Below are 17555 nucleotides of genomic sequence, written 5' to 3'. Positions count from 1 at the left end.
ACAATGAACAAGGATGCTATTGCGACTAAGCAGGCGCAGTTGTCTAAAAAATAGGGAAGCTGGTATTTCAGCTTCCCTATTTTTTGCTTGATTTCTTAATGGCAAAAACGGCTTTTTCAGGGCCGACTAATTAAGCAACAATTTCTTCTTTGTGCTCAATAGTAGAAGCTGAACTACTATTAATTGAGATGGACTTAGGCTTCATAGTTTCTGGAATAACCTTCAACAGATTAATTTTTAGCAGACCATTTTCGAGATCTGCGCCTGTCACTTCAATGTAGTCAGCCAGGTTGAATTTACGTTCGAAAGTGCGATTAGCAATGCCTTGGTGAAGGTAGTTTTTGCCTTCTACTTTCTCTTTTTCACCACGAATGGTCAGAACACCACGCTCTACATTAATGTTAAGCTCTTCTTGCTTGAAACCAGCCACAGCAAGGGTTATTGCATACTTGTTGTCTTCGAGTGATTCAATGTTATATGGAGGGTAACCTGCAGCAGCGCTTTCTGCGCGAAACGCGTTATCCAGTAAATTGGCAAATCGGTCAAAGCCAATGCTATTACGGTATAGTGGGGTCAAATCGATAGTTTTCATCATATATCCTCCAAAGAAGCGATATTAAATACAGTTAATTAATTTTCCAGAGAGGCCGCACTAATATCGCCACAACCTCTGCACCACTATATTTGGGGGTGGATAAAAACCTTTTCAAGGGAAACAACCAAAAAAATCCAAACTTTTATAAACCATTGATTTATTAACAGCGAAAATCAGGAGTGTAATTTATTTGTTAACAAGGTTTTTAATTACTAATAGATATATATTGGGTCACCACAAAGAAGATTCAAGATGTGAGACATAAAAATTAGTAGCTGATATTTTTATTGTCGATAATCAGGCTCGCTTTCAGGGGTGCTGCACATGCTTTTTCATTGCATACACGGTGTATGCACGTGTTTAGGCACAGTGCCTGAACCACTTTCTTTGAATCGGCGTTTAAACAGCTAAACTCTGCAGCGCACAACTGACCATTCATGAATAGACGCTCAAGTGTTTCTAAACTGAACTCAAGTTGCACTTTTTCAGCTTTTTGTACCGCTATAGCTCCCTTGCCTTTCACGTGATTGCTATCCATTGCCTTAAACCGTCTTAAATCCGCATCACCATACCTTGACTCTATGTGATAATGGTTATCATTACAACCCGAGATAGATTATGGATAAGTTTTACTGGGGGGACAGAAAGGCGAGTTCGATACAGGGTCTGTTGACATTTTGTGGTTAAATTTTGTTCTATCCATAAGCGTTTTAGTCGCGGCGAGGTGCATGACGCATAGTCATTCCAAGCAAATGCACCTCAACAAAGCATAAACCGTTTAGGGTACGGGACGCGCAGTCGAACCCTGCGGGCATCATTTGTGGAGGATTTCTGCTGCGCTATGAGCTTCTCATGCAGACTACTACTACACATCAAAACCTATGCCTTACGTAAAATCCCCGCAAACTGCTTCAAAATTCATCACCAAAAATCAACAGACCCTAACAGTTTGCACTGTAATTTCTTATTCAGTGGGTTCTCTGAGATATCTGCCAGGTGTGTTCCCCGTCATCTTCCTGAAGAAGCTAATAAATGCGCTGTCACTGGAAAATTTTAGGGCCGATGCCACTTCTGACACACTCTCCCCTTCCGATAAGCGCTCTATTGAAGCCTGTAAACGCCATTGCTGACGCCAGGACTGATAAGGCATGTCGGTTTCACGGGTAAAAATCCGGCTTATCGTTTTGGCACTGGCACCGATTCCTTTTGCCATCTCGACTAACGGATCGGGGATACTTTTTCCCGTCATCACCTCTTCTAACCAGACCTTTAAACGTCGATCAGAAGGGAGCTTAAGGGCAAAATGCTCCTCCTGAGCGCATTCGAATTCCTGACAGAACAAAGAGAAGATGACACGCTGATCTTCTTCAGGCATCTCCCACTCCCAATAAGCCATTCGTTCAATCAGCTCTCTCAGTAAGCCATTTACGGCGATAATTTTAATGTCCCTCGGAAGGTGATGGGATATCTGTGCATCGAAATATAAAGAGCGATAAGCAACGACATTGCGCATCACCGCACAGTGGATAGTTCCCGCAGGGATCCAAGCGGCGCGACTCGGCGGCAACACGCACCACACACCGTTCAGGTTAATGCTCATGCATCCCGAAGAGGCGAAAAGAAGTTGGTGCTTCTTGTGTTTGTGCATTCCCGAGTCATGACGGCCTATCTGCGCCGCAACACCAATAATTGGCGCTCGCAGCACATCGGCGTTAAATCGGGTTTCTTCTGTTATGACTGCCATGTGTCCTTATATTGATACTTAAGGTTCTATTTACGTTATTGGGTCAAGTATATCCGCCTGTAAACTTCTCGCCATCAAAAACAATATTTGGAATGGTTATGAAAACACAAACCCCACCATTGTGGTTGCTAGGGGCGCTGTTGATGTTTCCGCAAATAGCTGAAACTATCTATAGTCCAGCGCTTCCTGATCTTGCTGAAGCATTTGGCGTTTCCTTTGATACGGCTTCGCTAACCCTATCGGTTTACTTTTCTGCTTTTGCTATTGGTGTTGTAGTCTGGGGAAGACTTGCCGATACATTAGGACGACGCGCAGCGATGCTCATAGGTTTAGCAACTTATGCATTGGGAAGTCTGTTAGCCATGGCCGCGAATGATTTTAATGTCGTGCTTATAGCTCGCATGATTTCAGCGTTTGGCGCCGCAACGGGCTCGGTTGTTGGCCAAACCATGTTGAGAGACAGCTACGAAGGCACAGAGTTAGGAAGGATCTTCTCCATTATGGGAATGGCGACGGCTATCAGCCCGGTGGTCGGCCTGCTCCTGGGCAGCATGGTTACCACTTACTCTGGTTACTTTGGCGTATTCACAACATTATTGGGTCTAGCAGTGGTGTTACTGGTTGGGTCTACATTTGCCCTGACAGAAACCAAACCCACCCAAACGCAAAGTATTCCGTTGGCTAGTGTGTGTAGAGTGATGCTGCGTGATGGCTCAATATGGAAGAATGCTATTTTGGTGGCCGCCTTTAATCTTATGTTGTTCGGCTACTACGCGATTGCGCCTTTTACTTTCAAACAACTGGGTTTCAGTTCCATTGAGTTCGGCTACACCGGGGTTGCACTGGCGCTGGGTTCATTTGCAGGCAGCATGATCAATAAGTCTTTACTCAAACGCGGCTTCGAGGCGAATACATTAGTCTCAGGCTCCAGTGCACTGGCTGTGCTCTGTAGCGCTGGCGTAGGGGCACTACAAGGAAGCTACCTGCTTGTTCTTCCAATGATGGGAGTCGTTGTCGCTTACGGCATTGCAATACCCAATATTCTTGGCCAAGCATTGGTTAACTACCGACAGTATGCTGGCTCTGCCGGTGCGCTGTTTGGATTGATGTATTACCTCATGCTTGGAATTTCGTTGGGCATTGCAGGAATATTCCAGAATCTCGGGGGAACTTTGTTCACCGCTTCTTTGATTACACTGGTATTCGTCTTGCTAACCACGAAAAAACGCTTAGCATCAGCGACCAACTCATAAACAGAAGCCCACGGTTACCGTGGGCTTCCTCAGTTTTAGTGTTCTATCAACGTTATCGTATTGCAGTGCAGAAACTGACATCAGCATGATGGGTTTGCATATCAAAGCTGTGGTAAAGCTCGAAGCATGGACGATCATCTGATTCAATGCCCATCTCAATCACTTTACCCATCAGGTCATCCCATGCTTTGGGGTACTGACTAAAGTCCGTGATGTTCTGGCGCATGACCGCATATTCGCCACCGGGGAACTCCTGAAGCTCAATACCTACGGGGACATCGGTCTCATCCGGCACCATTAGGCAGATATCCGTCCTGCACTTCTCATTCGGGGTAATTTCAGGGTTATCGTGGTAAATGAAAATACAGGTGTTCCCTACCAAACCATTCATGCCCGCCCATTGATAAAGGCGACCACTCGCTTCTTCATATCCCTGACCATAAGGGCCAGTTACACGGACATAGGCCAGTTTACTGCGCTCGAAGTGTTGCTTTTCCATTGTCTTGCTCCATGTTGATGTGTCAGAGCCAGTATATGAATCAGTCACTTCCGCTTCGTTTCCAATCTTGCGCAGCGTGTGTCCAATCTTGCTGTTTCGTGCAAGCTCGGAAAATGCCTTGTAGTCTTCGCAGTCACGAAAGGCTGTTGGTGTAACACCAAAATGTTGCTGGAAGGCCTTCGCGAGACTCTGAGATGACGAAAAACCAAACTCTAGGGCAATGTTGAGCACTGGCTGCTTGTTCTTAAACAACTCATCAGCCGCCGCTTCGAGACGCAGACGCCTGATGAAATCTGCCAGCGTTTCTCCCTGTACCGCTTTAAATGTGCGGTGAAAATGATAAGGCGAGAGATTTGCCAAAGCCGCGACTTCGGGCAGGTTGAGTGGCTCGTTAAAGTGTTTTTCTAGGTAACGAATGACAGGTAACAACCGCTTTTGGTAATCAACACGCATGGCTTTTCTCTATCGGGCTTATCTACATACCGAGCCTAAACGATCCTTTCTTTACTTCAACGCTTCCAAGATAAACTTGAGATTCTTTCCATCAAATAGGGAGATTCCTTGCGTTCCTTTGCTCCCATTTTCATCATGACAACGGAGCCGGAGGTCAAATGAATCAACAAGCCAAATGGAATCAGTACTATCAGAAAGTGTCTCCAATGCCACATCGAAAACTGGTGGAAAAAGCAGTAAAACTCGATAAAACCGGACATCGCGTTGCTGTTGATTGTGGCTGTGGAAGTGGTGCTGAAACGGCTTATCTTTTGGCTCAGCAATATGAAGTCCATGCCTTCGATTTCAACGAAGATGCTGTGACCCTAACCCACCAGCGCTGCAAGAATAACCCCAAGCTGAACCTGACGCTTGATTCATTTTCAGAGTTTGAATTTCCCATATCAAGCCTGATTACAGCCAATAACAGTTTGTTCTTCTGCGAAGCTAAAGAGCTCGATGCTGTTTGGAGCCGGATACGTTCATCACTCATCCGTGGCGGCGTATTTTGTGGTGACTTCATTGGCCGCAATGACACCTGGAACCAAGACCCCAGCCGAGCGCTGGCACCTGTCGATAAAGCCATGTTAGACAGCATGTTTAAAGGATTTAAAATCGTCTTCCTGAAGGAGCGCAACGAGTTAGGAAAAACCGCCATTGGTATCGAAAAACACTGGCATACCTATACGTTGATCGCGATAAAGCGCTGAAAATCTCCGTGTTGCGAGACAGGGGTCACCAAACCTACCAATCCCTCTTTAGCCCCGTTCTCATTGGGTTATAGTGACAGCACTGAGTTGTATATAGTGATTATTAATGAGTTTCGAGCAACAACTGGACCGTGCACATCAGGTTCTGACTGAGAAAGGCTTTTTGCCGTCTTCCGCCAATCCACTGATTTACCGTGTTGTACGTAAACTAGGGTTGAAAGTTCCACCACCACAGTTCTGTTCGTTCAGCATTAACACGCTGCTTGGCACGCTCTGGTTTGGCAGCTTGTGGGGATTGATCATGTGGTTTATGCAGTGGGAATCTCTCGGTGTGTCCCTCAGCTATGCGTTTAACGCATCTCTGGTTACCGGCCTGTTTTTCGGTGTGATGATGTCTGCGTGGTACAAGCTTTCCGCGAAAAGAAAACAGCTTCCTAGCTGGGGCGAAATCTAGATCAGCCTGGTTTGCCGACCACCCTGATTAGGGGGATGGGTGGTCAGCAAGCCAGCTATTACTTTTTACCTTCCAGTACTTTCTTCAAGTTTCCTAAGCCAGCGTTATACAAGCCAGTGACACCTTTAACTGCCGCGTCATCTGTTAGGTAGTCAGGCGGATTACTTTCTGGGAATCCCCTGTAAAACTTACCGCTCCAACTCACTTCACTCACATTGTCCCCTTTCGAAACCACCGAAATGGTTGAGGTGTAATGAGTCACTGGCAGTAAATCAACATTGTCTTTGATGATGCGATATTTCAACGTCATGGTTTTATCATCTATGTCCATCAACTCTTCTGTTAACGAAGCATCATCCACATAGAGTTTCCTTACCGCCCCAGCTTCGTTCGGTACGCCCGACACCAGTTCATTTTTGGTGATACCCGGGATCCATGAATCCAATCCATCAAAGCTGATGGCTTTGTCCCACACTTCTTTCGCCGGCGCATCGATAGTGACAGTTTCTGTCACCGAAAGCTTTTCCAAACCATCCAATGCCATTACAGGCATCGAGATCACCAGTGCTGCTCCCATAAAGGTTTTCAACGTCTTTATCATTCTTTGCATCCTCTGTTAGCGACACACCATGTAAGCAACATCACCTTGCATAGGTGCCAGATGGAAATGAAATTAGTTGATAAGGCACGGATACAGCTGAAATAAAGATGGGACAACCAAACTAATGCCTTTCCAAAAGAAAACACCCGCTAAATGCGGGTGTTGGTGTCGCCTTGGAGTAAGCTCACTCTTCGATGCCCCGCATTCTTGCGCTTCGTCGACGCAGGAACTCCAGCGTCGTGAGCAAGGCTACCGAGAGCACTACCAGCAAGGTCGCTGCGGCCAGTATGGTCGGGCTGATTTCTTCCCGTATTCCCGACCACATTTGTATCGGCAAAGTGGTCTGCTCCGGCCCCGCAATAAAGAGCACAACAACCACTTCATCAAATGACGTGATGAAAGCGAACAGCGCGCCGGAGATCACCCCTGGCGTAACTAACGGCAGGACGACCTTGAAGAAAGTCTGAACCGGATTCGCCCCCAAACTTGCCGACGCGCGGGTCAAGGAATGATCAAAACCACTCAGCGTTGCTGTCACAGTAATGACCACAAAAGGGATACCCAACGCAGTATGTGCCAGAATCACACCTACATAGGTCTGGGTAAGCTGGAAACGTGAGAAAAAGAAGAACATGGCCGCAGCCGAGATGATTAAGGGCACAATCATTGGCGAGATAAGAATCGCCATGATCACGTCTTTGTAAGGCATATAACGACTTGAAAGCCCAAGCGCCGCGATGGTGCCTAGAACCGTTGCCAGCAAGGTTGAGGCAATCGCGACAATCACACTGTTTTTCACGGCGGCTTGCCAAGAGTCAGAAGTGAAGAAATCCTCATACCAGCGAAGCGAATAGCCCGCCGGATCGAAGCTAAGCATTTCAGGCGTGAAGGTAAAGTAAGGTTCTGCATTAAAGCTCAGAGGAATAATGATCAACAAAGGACCAATCAGGAAAAGGAAGATGGCCGCGCAGATAACACGGAACACCACATACCAAACCTTTTCCCCTGTGGTTGCGCATTCAGGTAATGCCATGACTTCCCCCTTACCCTAACTTCACGTTGTCGACGCCGATAAGGCGGTTGTATACCCAGTACAACAAGATCACCACAATCAGCAGGATAGAAGCGATGGCTGCCGCCAAGCCCCAGTTAAGTGAGGTCTGCATGTGATAAGCAATGAAGTTGGTAATAAAGGTCCCCGTTTGGCCACCCACCAAGGCTGGCGTGATGTAGTAACCAATGGAAAGGATAAACACTAAAATCGAACCCGCACCGATACCAGGCAGGGTTTGCGGAAAATAGACACGGCGGAACGCCATGGTTTGCGTTGCGCCCATCGAGCGGGCCGCACGAACATAACTTGGTGAGATAGTTTTCATCACAGAGTAAAGCGGCAGGATCATAAAGGGCAACAAAATGTGCGTCATCGCAACCAGCGTACCCGTCTGGTTGTAAATCATTTGTATCCGGCTTTCATCATCGAGAATACCAGCACCTACCATGAGATCATTAAGCACGCCCTGTTGCTGCAAAATCGCAATCCAGGTTGCAGTACGCACCAAGAGTGAGGTCCAAAATGGCAGTAGAACCAGAATCATCAGTAGGTTTGCCTGTTTCATTGGCAAGTTAGCTAAAAGGTATGCCACCGGATAGCCTAATAACAAACAGAGGAAAGTAATGGACATACTCATGTAGAGCGTCCGCCAGAACAGCGCGTTATATATTTGGAGGTGTTCTGGTTGGGCGATGATACTGCCGTCATCGCCATATTTGTGGTCTACCGCATTCAGGTAGTAAGAAAAGGTATAAGGCGAAGACTCACGTTCAATTAACTGCCAGACAGTAATGTCCATCCAGCGCTTGTCAATTTTCGCCAATGCCTCTTTGTAGGGACCTTCTTTCAGGCGTTTGGATTTTCGTGCTGATTTCATGATCAGCGAACGCATACCAGATCTGGCATAATTCAGCCGCGACGCTACTTTACCAATATTCCGGGCTTCAGCGCCGATTTTCAGATCCTGAACCAAAGCTGCAAAGGTTTCCTCATTCGGCAGCGCTTCACCATTCCAGTTTTGAAGGGCCGCTTTGGTATTCGGAAGATAAGTAGAAACCTCTGGGTTTTCGACGCTACGTTTGAGCATGTCGGCGATAGGAAATACAAAGGCCACCAGCAAAAAGATCAGAAGCGGTGATACCAATAAAAAGGCTCTGATTTTGTTACGACGAATAGAACGCTGCTGGCTTATACGCAGCGACACTCCATCAGCAGTAGTGATGTCATTGACTGGACTTCCTTGCACCAGACTCTCCCAACTTCAAAAATAAAAACGGCGGGCTTCCTTTCAAAAACCCGCCAATTACTTCAGATTACTTCGCTAACCATGCATTGAAACGTTGAGCCAATTCATCACCATTATCCGCCCAGAACTCATCATCTTTCGGGATCGCAGTTTGGAAGTTTGGTCCATAAGTTGGCATGTGAGGCTTCATTTCGATGCCTGTATCAGCATGCGTACTCACCATGCCCGCCGAAGAGTTACGCGCTGGTCCGTAAGAGATATATTTCGCTTGATCGGCGAGACGTTGTGAGTCCGTGGCAAAACGTAGGTAATCCTTAACCTTGTCCATTTTCCCTTTTGGTACAACCCAGCCGTCCAATTCGAATACCTGACCATCCCAGATAATTTCAAATGGCTGCTTCTCGTTCACCGCGGCGTTAAAAATACGACCGTTGTATGCAGATGCAAATGCCACCTCTTGGTCAGCCAGAAGTTGCGGTGGCTGAGCACCTTCTTCCCACCAAATCACGTTATCTTTAATGGTATCGAGCTTTTTAAATGCCCGCTGCACGCCCTCTTCGGTAGCAAGTACGTCATAAACATCTTTAGCCGCTACACCATCAGCAATCAATGCCCACTCGAGGTTATTGATCGGTTTTTTCTGTAGCGAGCGTTTTCCAGGGAAGTTTTTCAAATCGAAGACGTCCTCGATTTTGGTTGGTGCTTTATCAAACATCTCTTTGTTGTAAGCAACAATGTTTGAGTAAACAATAGAAGGAACAAAACACTCACCGAGCGAACCCGCCAGGAAGTCTTTTGTGGCTGGAGTACCGTCTGGAGCCGCCGCCAAAAGGGTGTCGTGATCCAATGGCTCTGCAAGACCTTCGTCACAGGCTACGATAGCGTCTGAAGGCAGCATGTCCACCAAATCCCAGGTGACGTTCCCAGATTCAACCTGCGCCCGCAGACCTGACAGGCCATTCTGAGATTTATCGATATTAATCACCTTAGTCCCTGTTTTCTCAGTCCAAGGTTCATGGTAAGCCTTTGTTTGACTTGCGGTATATGCACCACCCCACGAAACAACATTCAGTGTTTCGTCCGCAACGGCGTGTGCCGCTATACCTGTAAAGCCCGCCAGAATGGCAGCGTTTAACGCGAGTTTTTTCATTTTCCTTCTCCTCAAGTCTTTCGCTTGTTAACGTCTGAGCATGAGCAGGAATCAAAATCTGCGTGTCGCCACTACAGAAAAACTGCGTTCCTTACTAACCCAAATCAGTTCGAGTCCTGCACTACGCGTTTAGGTCAGTGTGCCCAGATCTTTCATTACGAGGCGTCCAACGCCCTGCAATCTTCTTCAGACCATCCGATGCGAATAGTGTCGCCACGTTGAAGGTTTGGGTGACCTTCCGCATTAGGAGTCTTAATAATGAATTCGTCGCTCTCACAAACTGAGACGCGGGTACGCAGGTGATCGCCGAGGTAAATGACTTCTTCTACCTTGGCATCAAAAATATTGGAAAGCACGCCCTGCTGAGGGTTGATCACTATTCGCTCAGGACGGAGGGAAAGCGTGGATTGTTCGCCGGTATTGCCGACGGCTACAGGCTTGGCGGTAATAATGTCGCCGTTTGGAATTTTGACCTGACAGGCCTGCTCACTCATCGAGACCACATCACCACGCAGGCGGTTATTTTCACCAATAAACTGCGCAACAAACGCGTTTACTGGACGCTCATAGAGCTCTTCCGGTGTCGCCAACTGCTGCACCACTCCGTCGTTAAACACGGCAATGCGGTCTGACATCGTCAGCGCTTCCGACTGGTCGTGGGTCACGTATATCATGGTCACGCCGAGATCTTCCTGGATATGCTTAATCTCGTACTGCATTTCCTCACGGAGGTTTTTATCCAGCGCCCCAAGGGGCTCGTCCATCAACACCAGTTCAGGCTCAAACACCAAAGCACGGGCAACAGCCACACGTTGCTGTTGACCTCCAGAAAGATGCGCTGGACGGCGATGACCGAAATCTGACAAGCGCACCATATCCAGCGCTCGCTTCACTTTCTTTTCGATTTCGGATTTGGAAAGGTTTCTGACCTGCAGTGGAAACGCGAGGTTCTCTTCCACAGTCATGTGGGGGAAAAGCGCATAGTTTTGGAACACCAAACCAATGCCTCGCTTGTGTGGTGGTAGCTTTTTTATCGGGTTCCCGTTTAGGTAAATCTCACCATGTGTGGGCTGTTCAAATCCCGCCATCATCATTAAAACCGTGGATTTACCTGAGCCTGAAGGTCCTAGCAGCGTGATGAACTCACCTTGCTCGATATCCATCTCAAAACCTTTGACGACCAAGGTCCTTCCGTCGTAGCTTTTTTGTACATTGTCAAAACGTACAAAAGGCATGACGGAACCTAGGTTATTGCCGCTCTGCTGCATAAATAAAGCATTCCTTGCGTCACTAAACATCTAAAGCGTATAACACTAATTTAACATTGATCAAAAAAACGACCACGCGAGTGAGAGACGGATCATGAGCACTCATATAAAGTGTGAAACATTGCACTGACTTGAGGTTGATTCAAATGCAAAACAATCACGATTTCTATCAGGTTCCATTAACCTTTAGTGATTATTTTCACAGCAGCTTGTTGCATTTTTTTACAAGGCCGAGACTTCAGAGCGTAGCCAGCCCAGATGAGAAAAAGACAATGCGGTTGAAAGGTTCCACAACACTACCATTCGGATTCTACAGTAGCTTTGTTACCCAGGCCGACGGAGAAAATTAGAGCAGCGATGGCACAACCTGCCTACCTTTTTCATTATTCCAATCTATTTTCCAAGAACTTCACTCTGTCCCAACTTATAAACACGGCATACCCTGAAGTTGCATAATACTTTCCGCATTCATCACTGTTTAAAGTGAGACTGCATGAAGCGGTACGTTGTACACCCGAAGATACTCGGACTTCCCTCCACGCCATCGCTGTTAGTATTCCTTGCCTGTTTATGGGCATTGTCGGCGTCGTTTTCTCTCACTAAAGCATCAACCTCACTAAGACTTCTACGCAATGGGAGACCCTCACATGAATAGATGGGTACTGGGGATGCTAGTCATCGCCGTGTTGGCCTTCGGCACCGTCATCGGTTTCAATCTCTTCGTCAATAAGAAGATAGAAACCACACTGGCCAATCTGCCTGAGCCGGTTTATCCGGTTACGGTCGAAAAGCTGACACCGACAGTCTGGCCGCAAAGTATCAAAGCCATTGGCTTTATCGAACCTAACCAAGGCGTGTCGGTCTCCAACGAAGTAGCGGGCATTGTCACTGCTATCAACTTTGAAAACGGCGCCAATGTGGAAAGCGGCACTGTGCTAGTGAGCTTGGATTCATCTGTACAAAAGGCACAGCTCAAAGCACAGCAAGTGCAGTTGCCTTCCGTCCGAGATGATTACAACCGACTTCGTAAGCTCTATCAGGAGCGTTCGGTGTCCGAGCAAAGCGTCGAAGCGGCTCAGTCAAAATACGAAGCCATGCAGGCGAATATTGAAAGCCTGCAAGCCACCATCAACCAGCGTGAGATCAAAGCACCATTCAGCGGCGTTCTCGGTATTCGCAATATCAACCTGGGTCAATTTGTTTCTGCTGGGACAGACATTGTTCGGCTCGACGATCTCTCTTTGATGCGGACGCGCTTCAGTGTGCCACAGGCAGAGATTGGTAAGCTTTCTGTAGGGCAAGAGATCTCACTAACCGTTGAGACGTTTCCTGGCCGCGAATATAAAGGGAAAATCAACGCTATTCAGCCTGTGGTAAGCAACCAAACAGGCCTCGTGATGGTACAGGCAGAGCTCCCTAATGATGATAAAACACTGCGTGGCGGCATGTTTGCCGCTGTGAATGTTGCGCTCTCTGATTTAGACAATCAAGTGGTTGTGCCGCAAACAGCAATTGTGTTTGCCCTATACGGTAATTCCGTGTTTGTGACGGAACAAAAAGACGATGAAACCCGTGTCCGACAGGTCACGGTCGAGGTATTACAACGTGATGGCAACTTCGCGCTGGTTAAAGGGGATTTGAAGTTTGATGAGCAAGTGGTGACGACAGGTATTCTTAACCTTGGCAACAATACTAAAGTGAATATCGTCGATAACCCGATTTCTGCTCCAGACACCATGCCGCAACTGTGAGGAACGGATCATGAGCTTCACAGACATATTCATTCACCGCCCCGTGATGGCGGCATCGTTAAGCATTCTCCTGCTTTTACTTGGCCTCAACGCCATGAAAGATTTACAGGTTCGACAATACCCGGACATGACCAATACGGTCATCACCGTCACGACGCCCTATCCCGGCGCAGACGCTGAACTGGTGGAAGGCTTTATCACCCAACCACTGGAACAAGCGCTGTCGCAAGTGGATAACCTGGATTTTATGACTTCTGCCAGTCAACTCGGTTCGTCGAGTATTACCCTGAACATGATGCTCAACACCAGTCCGGAAGCGGCGCTGGCGAACGTGCTATCTCAGATAAACTCAGTCACCAACCAGTTACCCAAAGAGGCTTATAACCCTTCTGTTACCTCTTCGACGGGTTCCACGACCTCCATCATGTATATCTCGTTTTTCAGTGGAGACCTCAATTCCAGCCAGATTGCCGACTATCTCGAACGAGTGGTGAATCCGCAGCTTTCGACTGTCAACGGCGTTTCCAATATCACAATGATGGGCGGCTCGCCGTTTGCACTGCGCATCTGGCCTGACCCGGAGAAGCTGGGGCAGTACGACCTCTCTACCTCTGAGCTTGTCGGCATTTTGCAGCAAAACAACTACCAGTCAGCCGTTGGCCAGTTTAAAAGCTACTTCACTGTGCTCAACAGCACTATCGACAGTCAGGTTGACACGGTGGAAGGCCTTAAGAATCTGGTGATCAAGAGTTACAAAGGCCAAGTCGTCCAGCTTCGCGATGTGGCGGAAGTGAACCTCAGCAAAAGCAGCGACAGTTCACGCGCCCTCGCCAATGGACGGGAAGCGGTGATTATTGGCATCAACGCCACCCCAACCGCTAACCCGCTTGATGTCGCGGCAGGCATTCGCGTGCTGTTCGAATCCATTCAGAAAAACCTGCCTTCCACCATTGAAGCCAGCGTGCTTTACGATTCCACCTTGGCGATAACCGACTCCATCAATGAAGTGGTCAAAACCATCGCTGAGGCAGCCGTCATCGTTATCGTGGTGATACTCCTGTTTCTTGGTTCTTTTCGTGCCGTGGTTATCCCTATCGTTACCATTCCGCTGTCGCTGATTGGTGTCATGGTCGTCATGCAGGCTTTTGGCTTCACCTTAAACCTGATGACACTGCTTGCCATGGTATTGGCGATTGGATTGGTAGTCGATGACGCCATCGTGGTGGTAGAGAATGTTGACCGCCATATCAAGATGGGCATCAAACCTTTCAAAGCCGCAATAGAAGCCACGCGGGAAATTGCGGTTCCGGTTATCTCTATGACAATTACGCTGGCCGCCGTTTACGCACCAATAGCCTTGATGGGCGGCGTGACAGGTTCGCTATTTAAAGAGTTCGCATTAACACTGGCAGGGTCAGTGTTTATCTCCGGATTTGTGGCACTGACGCTTTCGCCCATGATGTGCTCGAAAATGCTTAAACCGCACACGAATCCCAGTAAGTTTGAAGCCACCGTTGAGCACGTTTTGGGTGGGCTGACCAAGCGCTATCATCACGCCTTGTTGGCTGTGCTCAACCACAAACGTGTGGTGGTGGTCTTCGCCGTCGTGGTCTTCGCTTCGTTACCGGTGATCTTCAAATTTATTCCCTCTCAACTCGCGCCGGATGAAGATCAGGGCGTCGTTGTGGTGATTGGCAGCACGCCCTCCACCTCCAACAATGACTACATTCAGGCCAATATGGAGCTGATTTCCAACATCATCGCCAAGCAACCGCAGGCCGAAGCTTCACTGGCAATGATAGGCGTGCCAACGAGTAGCCAAGGCATCGCGATTGGCCCATTAATTCCCTGGACAGAGCGGACGCTCAGCCAGAAAGAAGTCTCTGCCAATATCAACGCCGAGGCAAAGAAACTTCCTGGTATCAACGCCACGGCTTACCAAATGCCTTCACTTCCCGGCGCTTCCGGCGGCTTACCTATCCAGTTTGTGATCACCAGCCCTGCAGATTTCGAAACCCTCTATGCGGTCGGTAACAAGATACTGGACAAAGCCAAAGCCAGCCCACTGTTTGTGTATACCGACGTAAACCTGAAATACGATTCCGGTTTGGTGCAGCTCAAAATTGACCGAGAAGCAGCCGGCGCATATGGCGTGACCATGCAGGCGATTGGTACCACACTCGGCACCATGATGAGTGGTGGCTACATCAACCGCGTAAATATTGATGGCCGCTCTTATGAAGTGATTCCAGAAGTGGAGCGGGTCTACCGGGCTAACCCTCATCTGATTTCGCAGTTCTATGTTAATGCACAGAATGGGGCAGCAATACCGCTGTCGAGCCTCGTCAGTTTTTCGGTGAACGGTCAGGCGAAATCGCTGCCTCACTACAACCAGATGAACTCGATTTCTATTGATGCTGTGCCTGCGCCGAATGTTGCCATGGGAGACGCCATTGCCTTCTTTGAACAGTTAGCCACCACCGACTTACCGCAAGGCTACACCTACTCGTTTATGGGAGAAGCCCGCCAGTTTGTGGAAGAAGGTAGCTCGCTCTACCTGACCTTCGCCCTAGCGTTAGCAATCATCTTCCTTGTACTCGCCAGTCAGTTTGAGAGTGTGCGCGATCCACTTGTGATTATGTTTACCGTGCCGCTTGCCATCAGCGGTGCACTTATTGCGCTTGGGTGGACACATATCTCTGGCGAAACCTCAATGAATATCTACTCTCAGGTAGGCTTGATCACACTAGTAGGGCTGATCACCAAGCATGGGATTTTGATGTGTGAAGTGGCGAAAGAAGAGCAAGTGATAAAGGGTGTTTCCAAACAAGAAGCGATCGTCGAAGCTGCTACCGTCCGCCTCCGCCCGATTCTAATGACCACCTCCGCCATGATAGCCGGCTTGATTCCCCTGCTGTTTGCAACAGGCGCAGGTGCGGCGTCCCGCTACAACATCGGCTTAGTGATAGTGGCTGGGCTGGCAGTCGGCACCCTGTTTACACTGTTCGTGCTCCCTGTGGTTTATACCTACATTTCAGGCGGCCACAGGTACCATGAAGGAGAGCTTGATGAAGATGTGGATGAGGTGAGCGAGGAGCAGGCTTATCCTAGCCAGTAGAGCTTGGGTTAGATAGAGAAAAAGCAGGGGATTCCCTGCTTTTTCTCTTTGGGTGAACACCCTTAAACATGTCTTCGGATCTGCCTTTAAGAGTCGTGGGAAAGCAGCAATGGTTATTTGCAAAATCTATCGCTCAGGCAAGCCAACCAACATTGCTTACGCACAATCAGCCTCTAGTTCATTTACGCAATGAACATTAATCTCCAGCCAATCGCTATTGATTCACAACGAAGCCCAAAGAACACTATTTTGGAACTACGGGGCTTGCCTTCAGGCCAAGCCCCCATCATGGAACCATCCATCAGCATGTGTACTCCTTGGAATACATACCGTTGTTCTGCCCTGCAAAGTCGAGAATGCCTTTTGAACGCAAGATGTCCTGTCCATGCAATTGTAAAAGCCGAACACAGCGGTTCGACTCTCAATTTTTTATGAGGCGTTAATCAGTAAAAATATACCCGCATCTCGACCTCATCCCCTTGTTGATTAGCATCCAACGAGAAGTGCAAATAGCCTGCGTCAGTCACTGGAATCTGCATGTATTCATTACTGCCCCAATAGTTAGATGCGTATTCGTGCTGCTCTGCGGTTGGCCAGTAAGCACGGCTCGCGTACAGATCCACATTTCCTCTGTCAGCATTGCCGTTTATATCCGTTAGACACACACGTACATCTTGAACGCCTTGTGGGACATAAACCGCGGCATAGCGTCGTTCGAGTGCCGTCAGCGTATGTGCTTAGCCCAATTCCAATAACACTGGCGTTAAATAATCTTGTTCCGGCGTTGGTAGAGTTGGCACCTCGGTTTCCAATAAGCCGCACGTACAAACTCGCCAAGGTTTTCCAATTTGCGTGCTTGTTCTGCCTCGCCTTGATAGCTCCGTATAGCTTGATTCAATATGGTTTGAATGCGACTTAAACTCTGCTCACTGTAGATGTCGTTTAATGATCCCACAGGAGCAGAAAACCAAGATGGATAACAATGGTAAGTCGCGGCAGAGACCGCAGAAGCGAGATCAGGAGCTTGCTGAAGCATAGGGATATCACACTGATTATGGGCAAGTGAGACACTGGACAAAGTGGCGAGCATGCAAGCTAGCGTCAAACGGTGGCATGAGAATAAACGGGTATGAGACATAAGAGTACTCATTTATTATTTTATGATTAGTGCTGCTGTTGTATTTCCCACACCCCTCAATGTGAATATAAATTAATATAATTCATGAGGTTAGTTCAAAAAATAGCGCTTATACCCATATATGGTCTCCTCCTAGTTTGCAAGACGACAGGTTTGATTGAAGGGACAGGTTTGCTTTCATATATCCGGCCTGTTTGTGAAGCGTTGCTTCTGGCCTTGATGAGACTTCGCGCATACTGGCCTTATCAAACAATCGGCTTCTAGAGCCTCGGGTATAGCCAGGGTTTCAGTATGCCGGTCTGACCTGTTTTCATCTTGCCTGTTGCCTTCGCAACCTTGGTGTGATTTCCTTTTGTTCTAATGCTTTCTTATGCTGTCACTGGTTTATAGGTTTCTTGCCGTGTAACAACTACCCACGCTATCCGTATAAGCTTGTTCGCTAAGGCCACCGTCGCTTTGTTAAAGCCGCGCGTAGCAACTAG

Annotated in this window: 15 protein-coding genes and 2 pseudogenes; 5 read left to right on the top strand and 12 right to left on the bottom strand. The window is 48.0% G+C overall.

Annotated features, from left to right (window positions below):
• Window positions 1-130 precede the first annotated feature (130 nt).
• The 3 genes from GMA8713_RS23570 to GMA8713_RS23560 all read right to left on the bottom strand — a co-directional run bounded on the left by GMA8713_RS23570 (window position 131) and on the right by GMA8713_RS23560 (window position 2339).
• On the bottom strand, window positions 131-592 hold the full coding sequence (locus GMA8713_RS23570) for an Hsp20 family protein (protein ID WP_198159575.1): 462 nt from the start codon (window positions 590-592) through the stop codon (window positions 131-133).
• Between the two features lie 271 nt (window positions 593-863).
• Entirely contained in the window at window positions 864-1133 is a 270-nt protein-coding gene (locus GMA8713_RS23565) for a hypothetical protein (RefSeq protein ID WP_062714828.1), read from the bottom strand.
• A 426-nt stretch (window positions 1134-1559) separates the two neighbouring features.
• Window positions 1560-2339 (bottom strand): AraC family transcriptional regulator, encoded by a 780-nt coding sequence (locus tag GMA8713_RS23560; protein WP_062714825.1) that lies wholly within the window; start codon window positions 2337-2339, stop codon window positions 1560-1562.
• A 98-nt stretch (window positions 2340-2437) separates the two neighbouring features.
• Between GMA8713_RS23560 and GMA8713_RS23555 the strand changes: the two genes are divergently transcribed.
• Window positions 2438-3592 carry a multidrug effflux MFS transporter gene (locus tag GMA8713_RS23555; protein WP_062714824.1) on the top strand — a complete coding sequence of 385 codons (1155 nt, stop codon included), beginning with the start codon at window positions 2438-2440 and terminating at the stop codon, window positions 3590-3592.
• Between the two features lie 52 nt (window positions 3593-3644).
• Here GMA8713_RS23555 and GMA8713_RS23550 read toward each other — a convergent pair whose 3' ends face one another.
• Window positions 3645-4544 carry an AraC family transcriptional regulator gene (locus GMA8713_RS23550; protein ID WP_062714822.1) on the bottom strand — a complete coding sequence of 300 codons (900 nt, stop codon included), beginning with the start codon at window positions 4542-4544 and terminating at the stop codon, window positions 3645-3647.
• Between the two features lie 158 nt (window positions 4545-4702).
• On the opposite strand from GMA8713_RS23550, the gene GMA8713_RS23545 reads away from it, so the two are divergent.
• Entirely contained in the window at window positions 4703-5293 is a 591-nt protein-coding gene (locus GMA8713_RS23545; RefSeq protein WP_062714820.1) for a class I SAM-dependent methyltransferase, read from the top strand.
• Between the two features lie 106 nt (window positions 5294-5399).
• Complete coding sequence (locus GMA8713_RS23540; RefSeq protein ID WP_062714818.1) at window positions 5400-5747, top strand: DUF6404 family protein; 348 nt, start codon at window positions 5400-5402, stop codon at window positions 5745-5747.
• A 58-nt stretch (window positions 5748-5805) separates the two neighbouring features.
• On the opposite strand, the gene GMA8713_RS23535 is transcribed toward GMA8713_RS23540, so the two are convergent.
• From GMA8713_RS23535 to GMA8713_RS23515, 5 genes are all read right to left on the bottom strand, one after another.
• Entirely contained in the window at window positions 5806-6348 is a 543-nt protein-coding gene (locus GMA8713_RS23535; RefSeq protein ID WP_157515745.1) for an SRPBCC family protein, read from the bottom strand.
• A gap of 184 nt (window positions 6349-6532) precedes the next feature.
• Entirely contained in the window at window positions 6533-7381 is an 849-nt protein-coding gene (locus GMA8713_RS23530; RefSeq protein WP_062714814.1) for an ABC transporter permease, read from the bottom strand.
• A 10-nt stretch (window positions 7382-7391) separates the two neighbouring features.
• Entirely contained in the window at window positions 7392-8648 is a 1257-nt protein-coding gene (locus GMA8713_RS23525) for an ABC transporter permease (RefSeq protein ID WP_062714812.1), read from the bottom strand.
• Between the two features lie 67 nt (window positions 8649-8715).
• A complete protein-coding gene (locus tag GMA8713_RS23520) occupies window positions 8716-9798 on the bottom strand; it encodes an ABC transporter substrate-binding protein (protein WP_062714810.1) in 1083 nt (360 codons plus the stop codon).
• A gap of 155 nt (window positions 9799-9953) precedes the next feature.
• On the bottom strand, window positions 9954-11066 hold the full coding sequence (locus tag GMA8713_RS23515; protein WP_062714809.1) for an ABC transporter ATP-binding protein: 1113 nt from the start codon (window positions 11064-11066) through the stop codon (window positions 9954-9956).
• Window positions 11067-11713: 647 nt separating this feature from the next.
• Between GMA8713_RS23515 and GMA8713_RS23510 the strand changes: the two genes are divergently transcribed.
• Window positions 11714-12817: an efflux RND transporter periplasmic adaptor subunit gene (locus GMA8713_RS23510; RefSeq protein WP_062714807.1), complete on the top strand. Its 1104-nt coding sequence runs from the start codon at window positions 11714-11716 to the stop codon at window positions 12815-12817.
• 10 nt (window positions 12818-12827) lie between these two features.
• A complete protein-coding gene (locus tag GMA8713_RS23505) occupies window positions 12828-15935 on the top strand; it encodes an efflux RND transporter permease subunit (protein WP_062714804.1) in 3108 nt (1035 codons plus the stop codon).
• Between the two features lie 182 nt (window positions 15936-16117).
• Here GMA8713_RS23505 and GMA8713_RS28625 read toward each other — a convergent pair whose 3' ends face one another.
• The 3 genes and pseudogenes from GMA8713_RS28625 to GMA8713_RS23495 form a co-directional block, all read right to left on the bottom strand.
• Window positions 16118-16222, bottom strand: a complete 105-nt coding sequence (locus tag GMA8713_RS28625; protein WP_232314552.1) for a hypothetical protein — start codon at window positions 16220-16222, stop codon at window positions 16118-16120.
• Window positions 16223-16378: 156 nt separating this feature from the next.
• A pseudogene (locus tag GMA8713_RS27000) lies at window positions 16379-16747 on the bottom strand (collagenase); the annotation flags it as partial.
• Window positions 16744-17073: pseudogene (locus GMA8713_RS23495) on the bottom strand (M9 family metallopeptidase N-terminal domain-containing protein); the annotation flags it as partial. The pseudogenes GMA8713_RS27000 and GMA8713_RS23495, both read right to left, overlap by 4 nt.
• Between the last annotated feature and the right edge of the window lie 482 nt (window positions 17074-17555).

The sequence above is a fragment of the Grimontia marina genome, assembly GCF_900060185.1.
GTDB lineage: Bacteria > Pseudomonadota > Gammaproteobacteria > Enterobacterales > Vibrionaceae > Enterovibrio > Enterovibrio marinus.
This window is presented reverse-complemented; position numbering and strand designations above follow the sequence as displayed.

What these genes read in the sequence shown, in the direction of transcription:
- GMA8713_RS23570 (WP_198159575.1), bottom strand. Translation starts at nt 592, where the DNA reads ATGAAAACTATCGATTTGACCCCACTATACCGTAATAGCATTGGCTTT.
- GMA8713_RS23565 (WP_062714828.1), bottom strand. Translation starts at nt 1,133, where the DNA reads ATGGATAGCAATCACGTGAAAGGCAAGGGAGCTATAGCGGTACAAAAA.
- GMA8713_RS23560 (WP_062714825.1), bottom strand. Translation starts at nt 2,339, where the DNA reads ATGGCAGTCATAACAGAAGAAACCCGATTTAACGCCGATGTGCTGCGA.
- GMA8713_RS23555 (WP_062714824.1), top strand. Translation starts at nt 2,438, where the DNA reads ATGAAAACACAAACCCCACCATTGTGGTTGCTAGGGGCGCTGTTGATG.
- GMA8713_RS23550 (WP_062714822.1), bottom strand. Translation starts at nt 4,544, where the DNA reads ATGCGTGTTGATTACCAAAAGCGGTTGTTACCTGTCATTCGTTACCTA.
- GMA8713_RS23545 (WP_062714820.1), top strand. Translation starts at nt 4,703, where the DNA reads ATGAATCAACAAGCCAAATGGAATCAGTACTATCAGAAAGTGTCTCCA.
- GMA8713_RS23540 (WP_062714818.1), top strand. Translation starts at nt 5,400, where the DNA reads ATGAGTTTCGAGCAACAACTGGACCGTGCACATCAGGTTCTGACTGAG.
- GMA8713_RS23535 (WP_157515745.1), bottom strand. Translation starts at nt 6,348, where the DNA reads ATGATAAAGACGTTGAAAACCTTTATGGGAGCAGCACTGGTGATCTCG.
- GMA8713_RS23530 (WP_062714814.1), bottom strand. Translation starts at nt 7,381, where the DNA reads ATGGCATTACCTGAATGCGCAACCACAGGGGAAAAGGTTTGGTATGTG.
- GMA8713_RS23520 (WP_062714810.1), bottom strand. Translation starts at nt 9,798, where the DNA reads ATGAAAAAACTCGCGTTAAACGCTGCCATTCTGGCGGGCTTTACAGGT.
- GMA8713_RS23515 (WP_062714809.1), bottom strand. Translation starts at nt 11,066, where the DNA reads ATGCAGCAGAGCGGCAATAACCTAGGTTCCGTCATGCCTTTTGTACGT.
- GMA8713_RS23510 (WP_062714807.1), top strand. Translation starts at nt 11,714, where the DNA reads ATGAATAGATGGGTACTGGGGATGCTAGTCATCGCCGTGTTGGCCTTC.
- GMA8713_RS23505 (WP_062714804.1), top strand. Translation starts at nt 12,828, where the DNA reads ATGAGCTTCACAGACATATTCATTCACCGCCCCGTGATGGCGGCATCG.
- GMA8713_RS28625 (WP_232314552.1), bottom strand. Translation starts at nt 16,222, where the DNA reads ATGGGGGCTTGGCCTGAAGGCAAGCCCCGTAGTTCCAAAATAGTGTTC.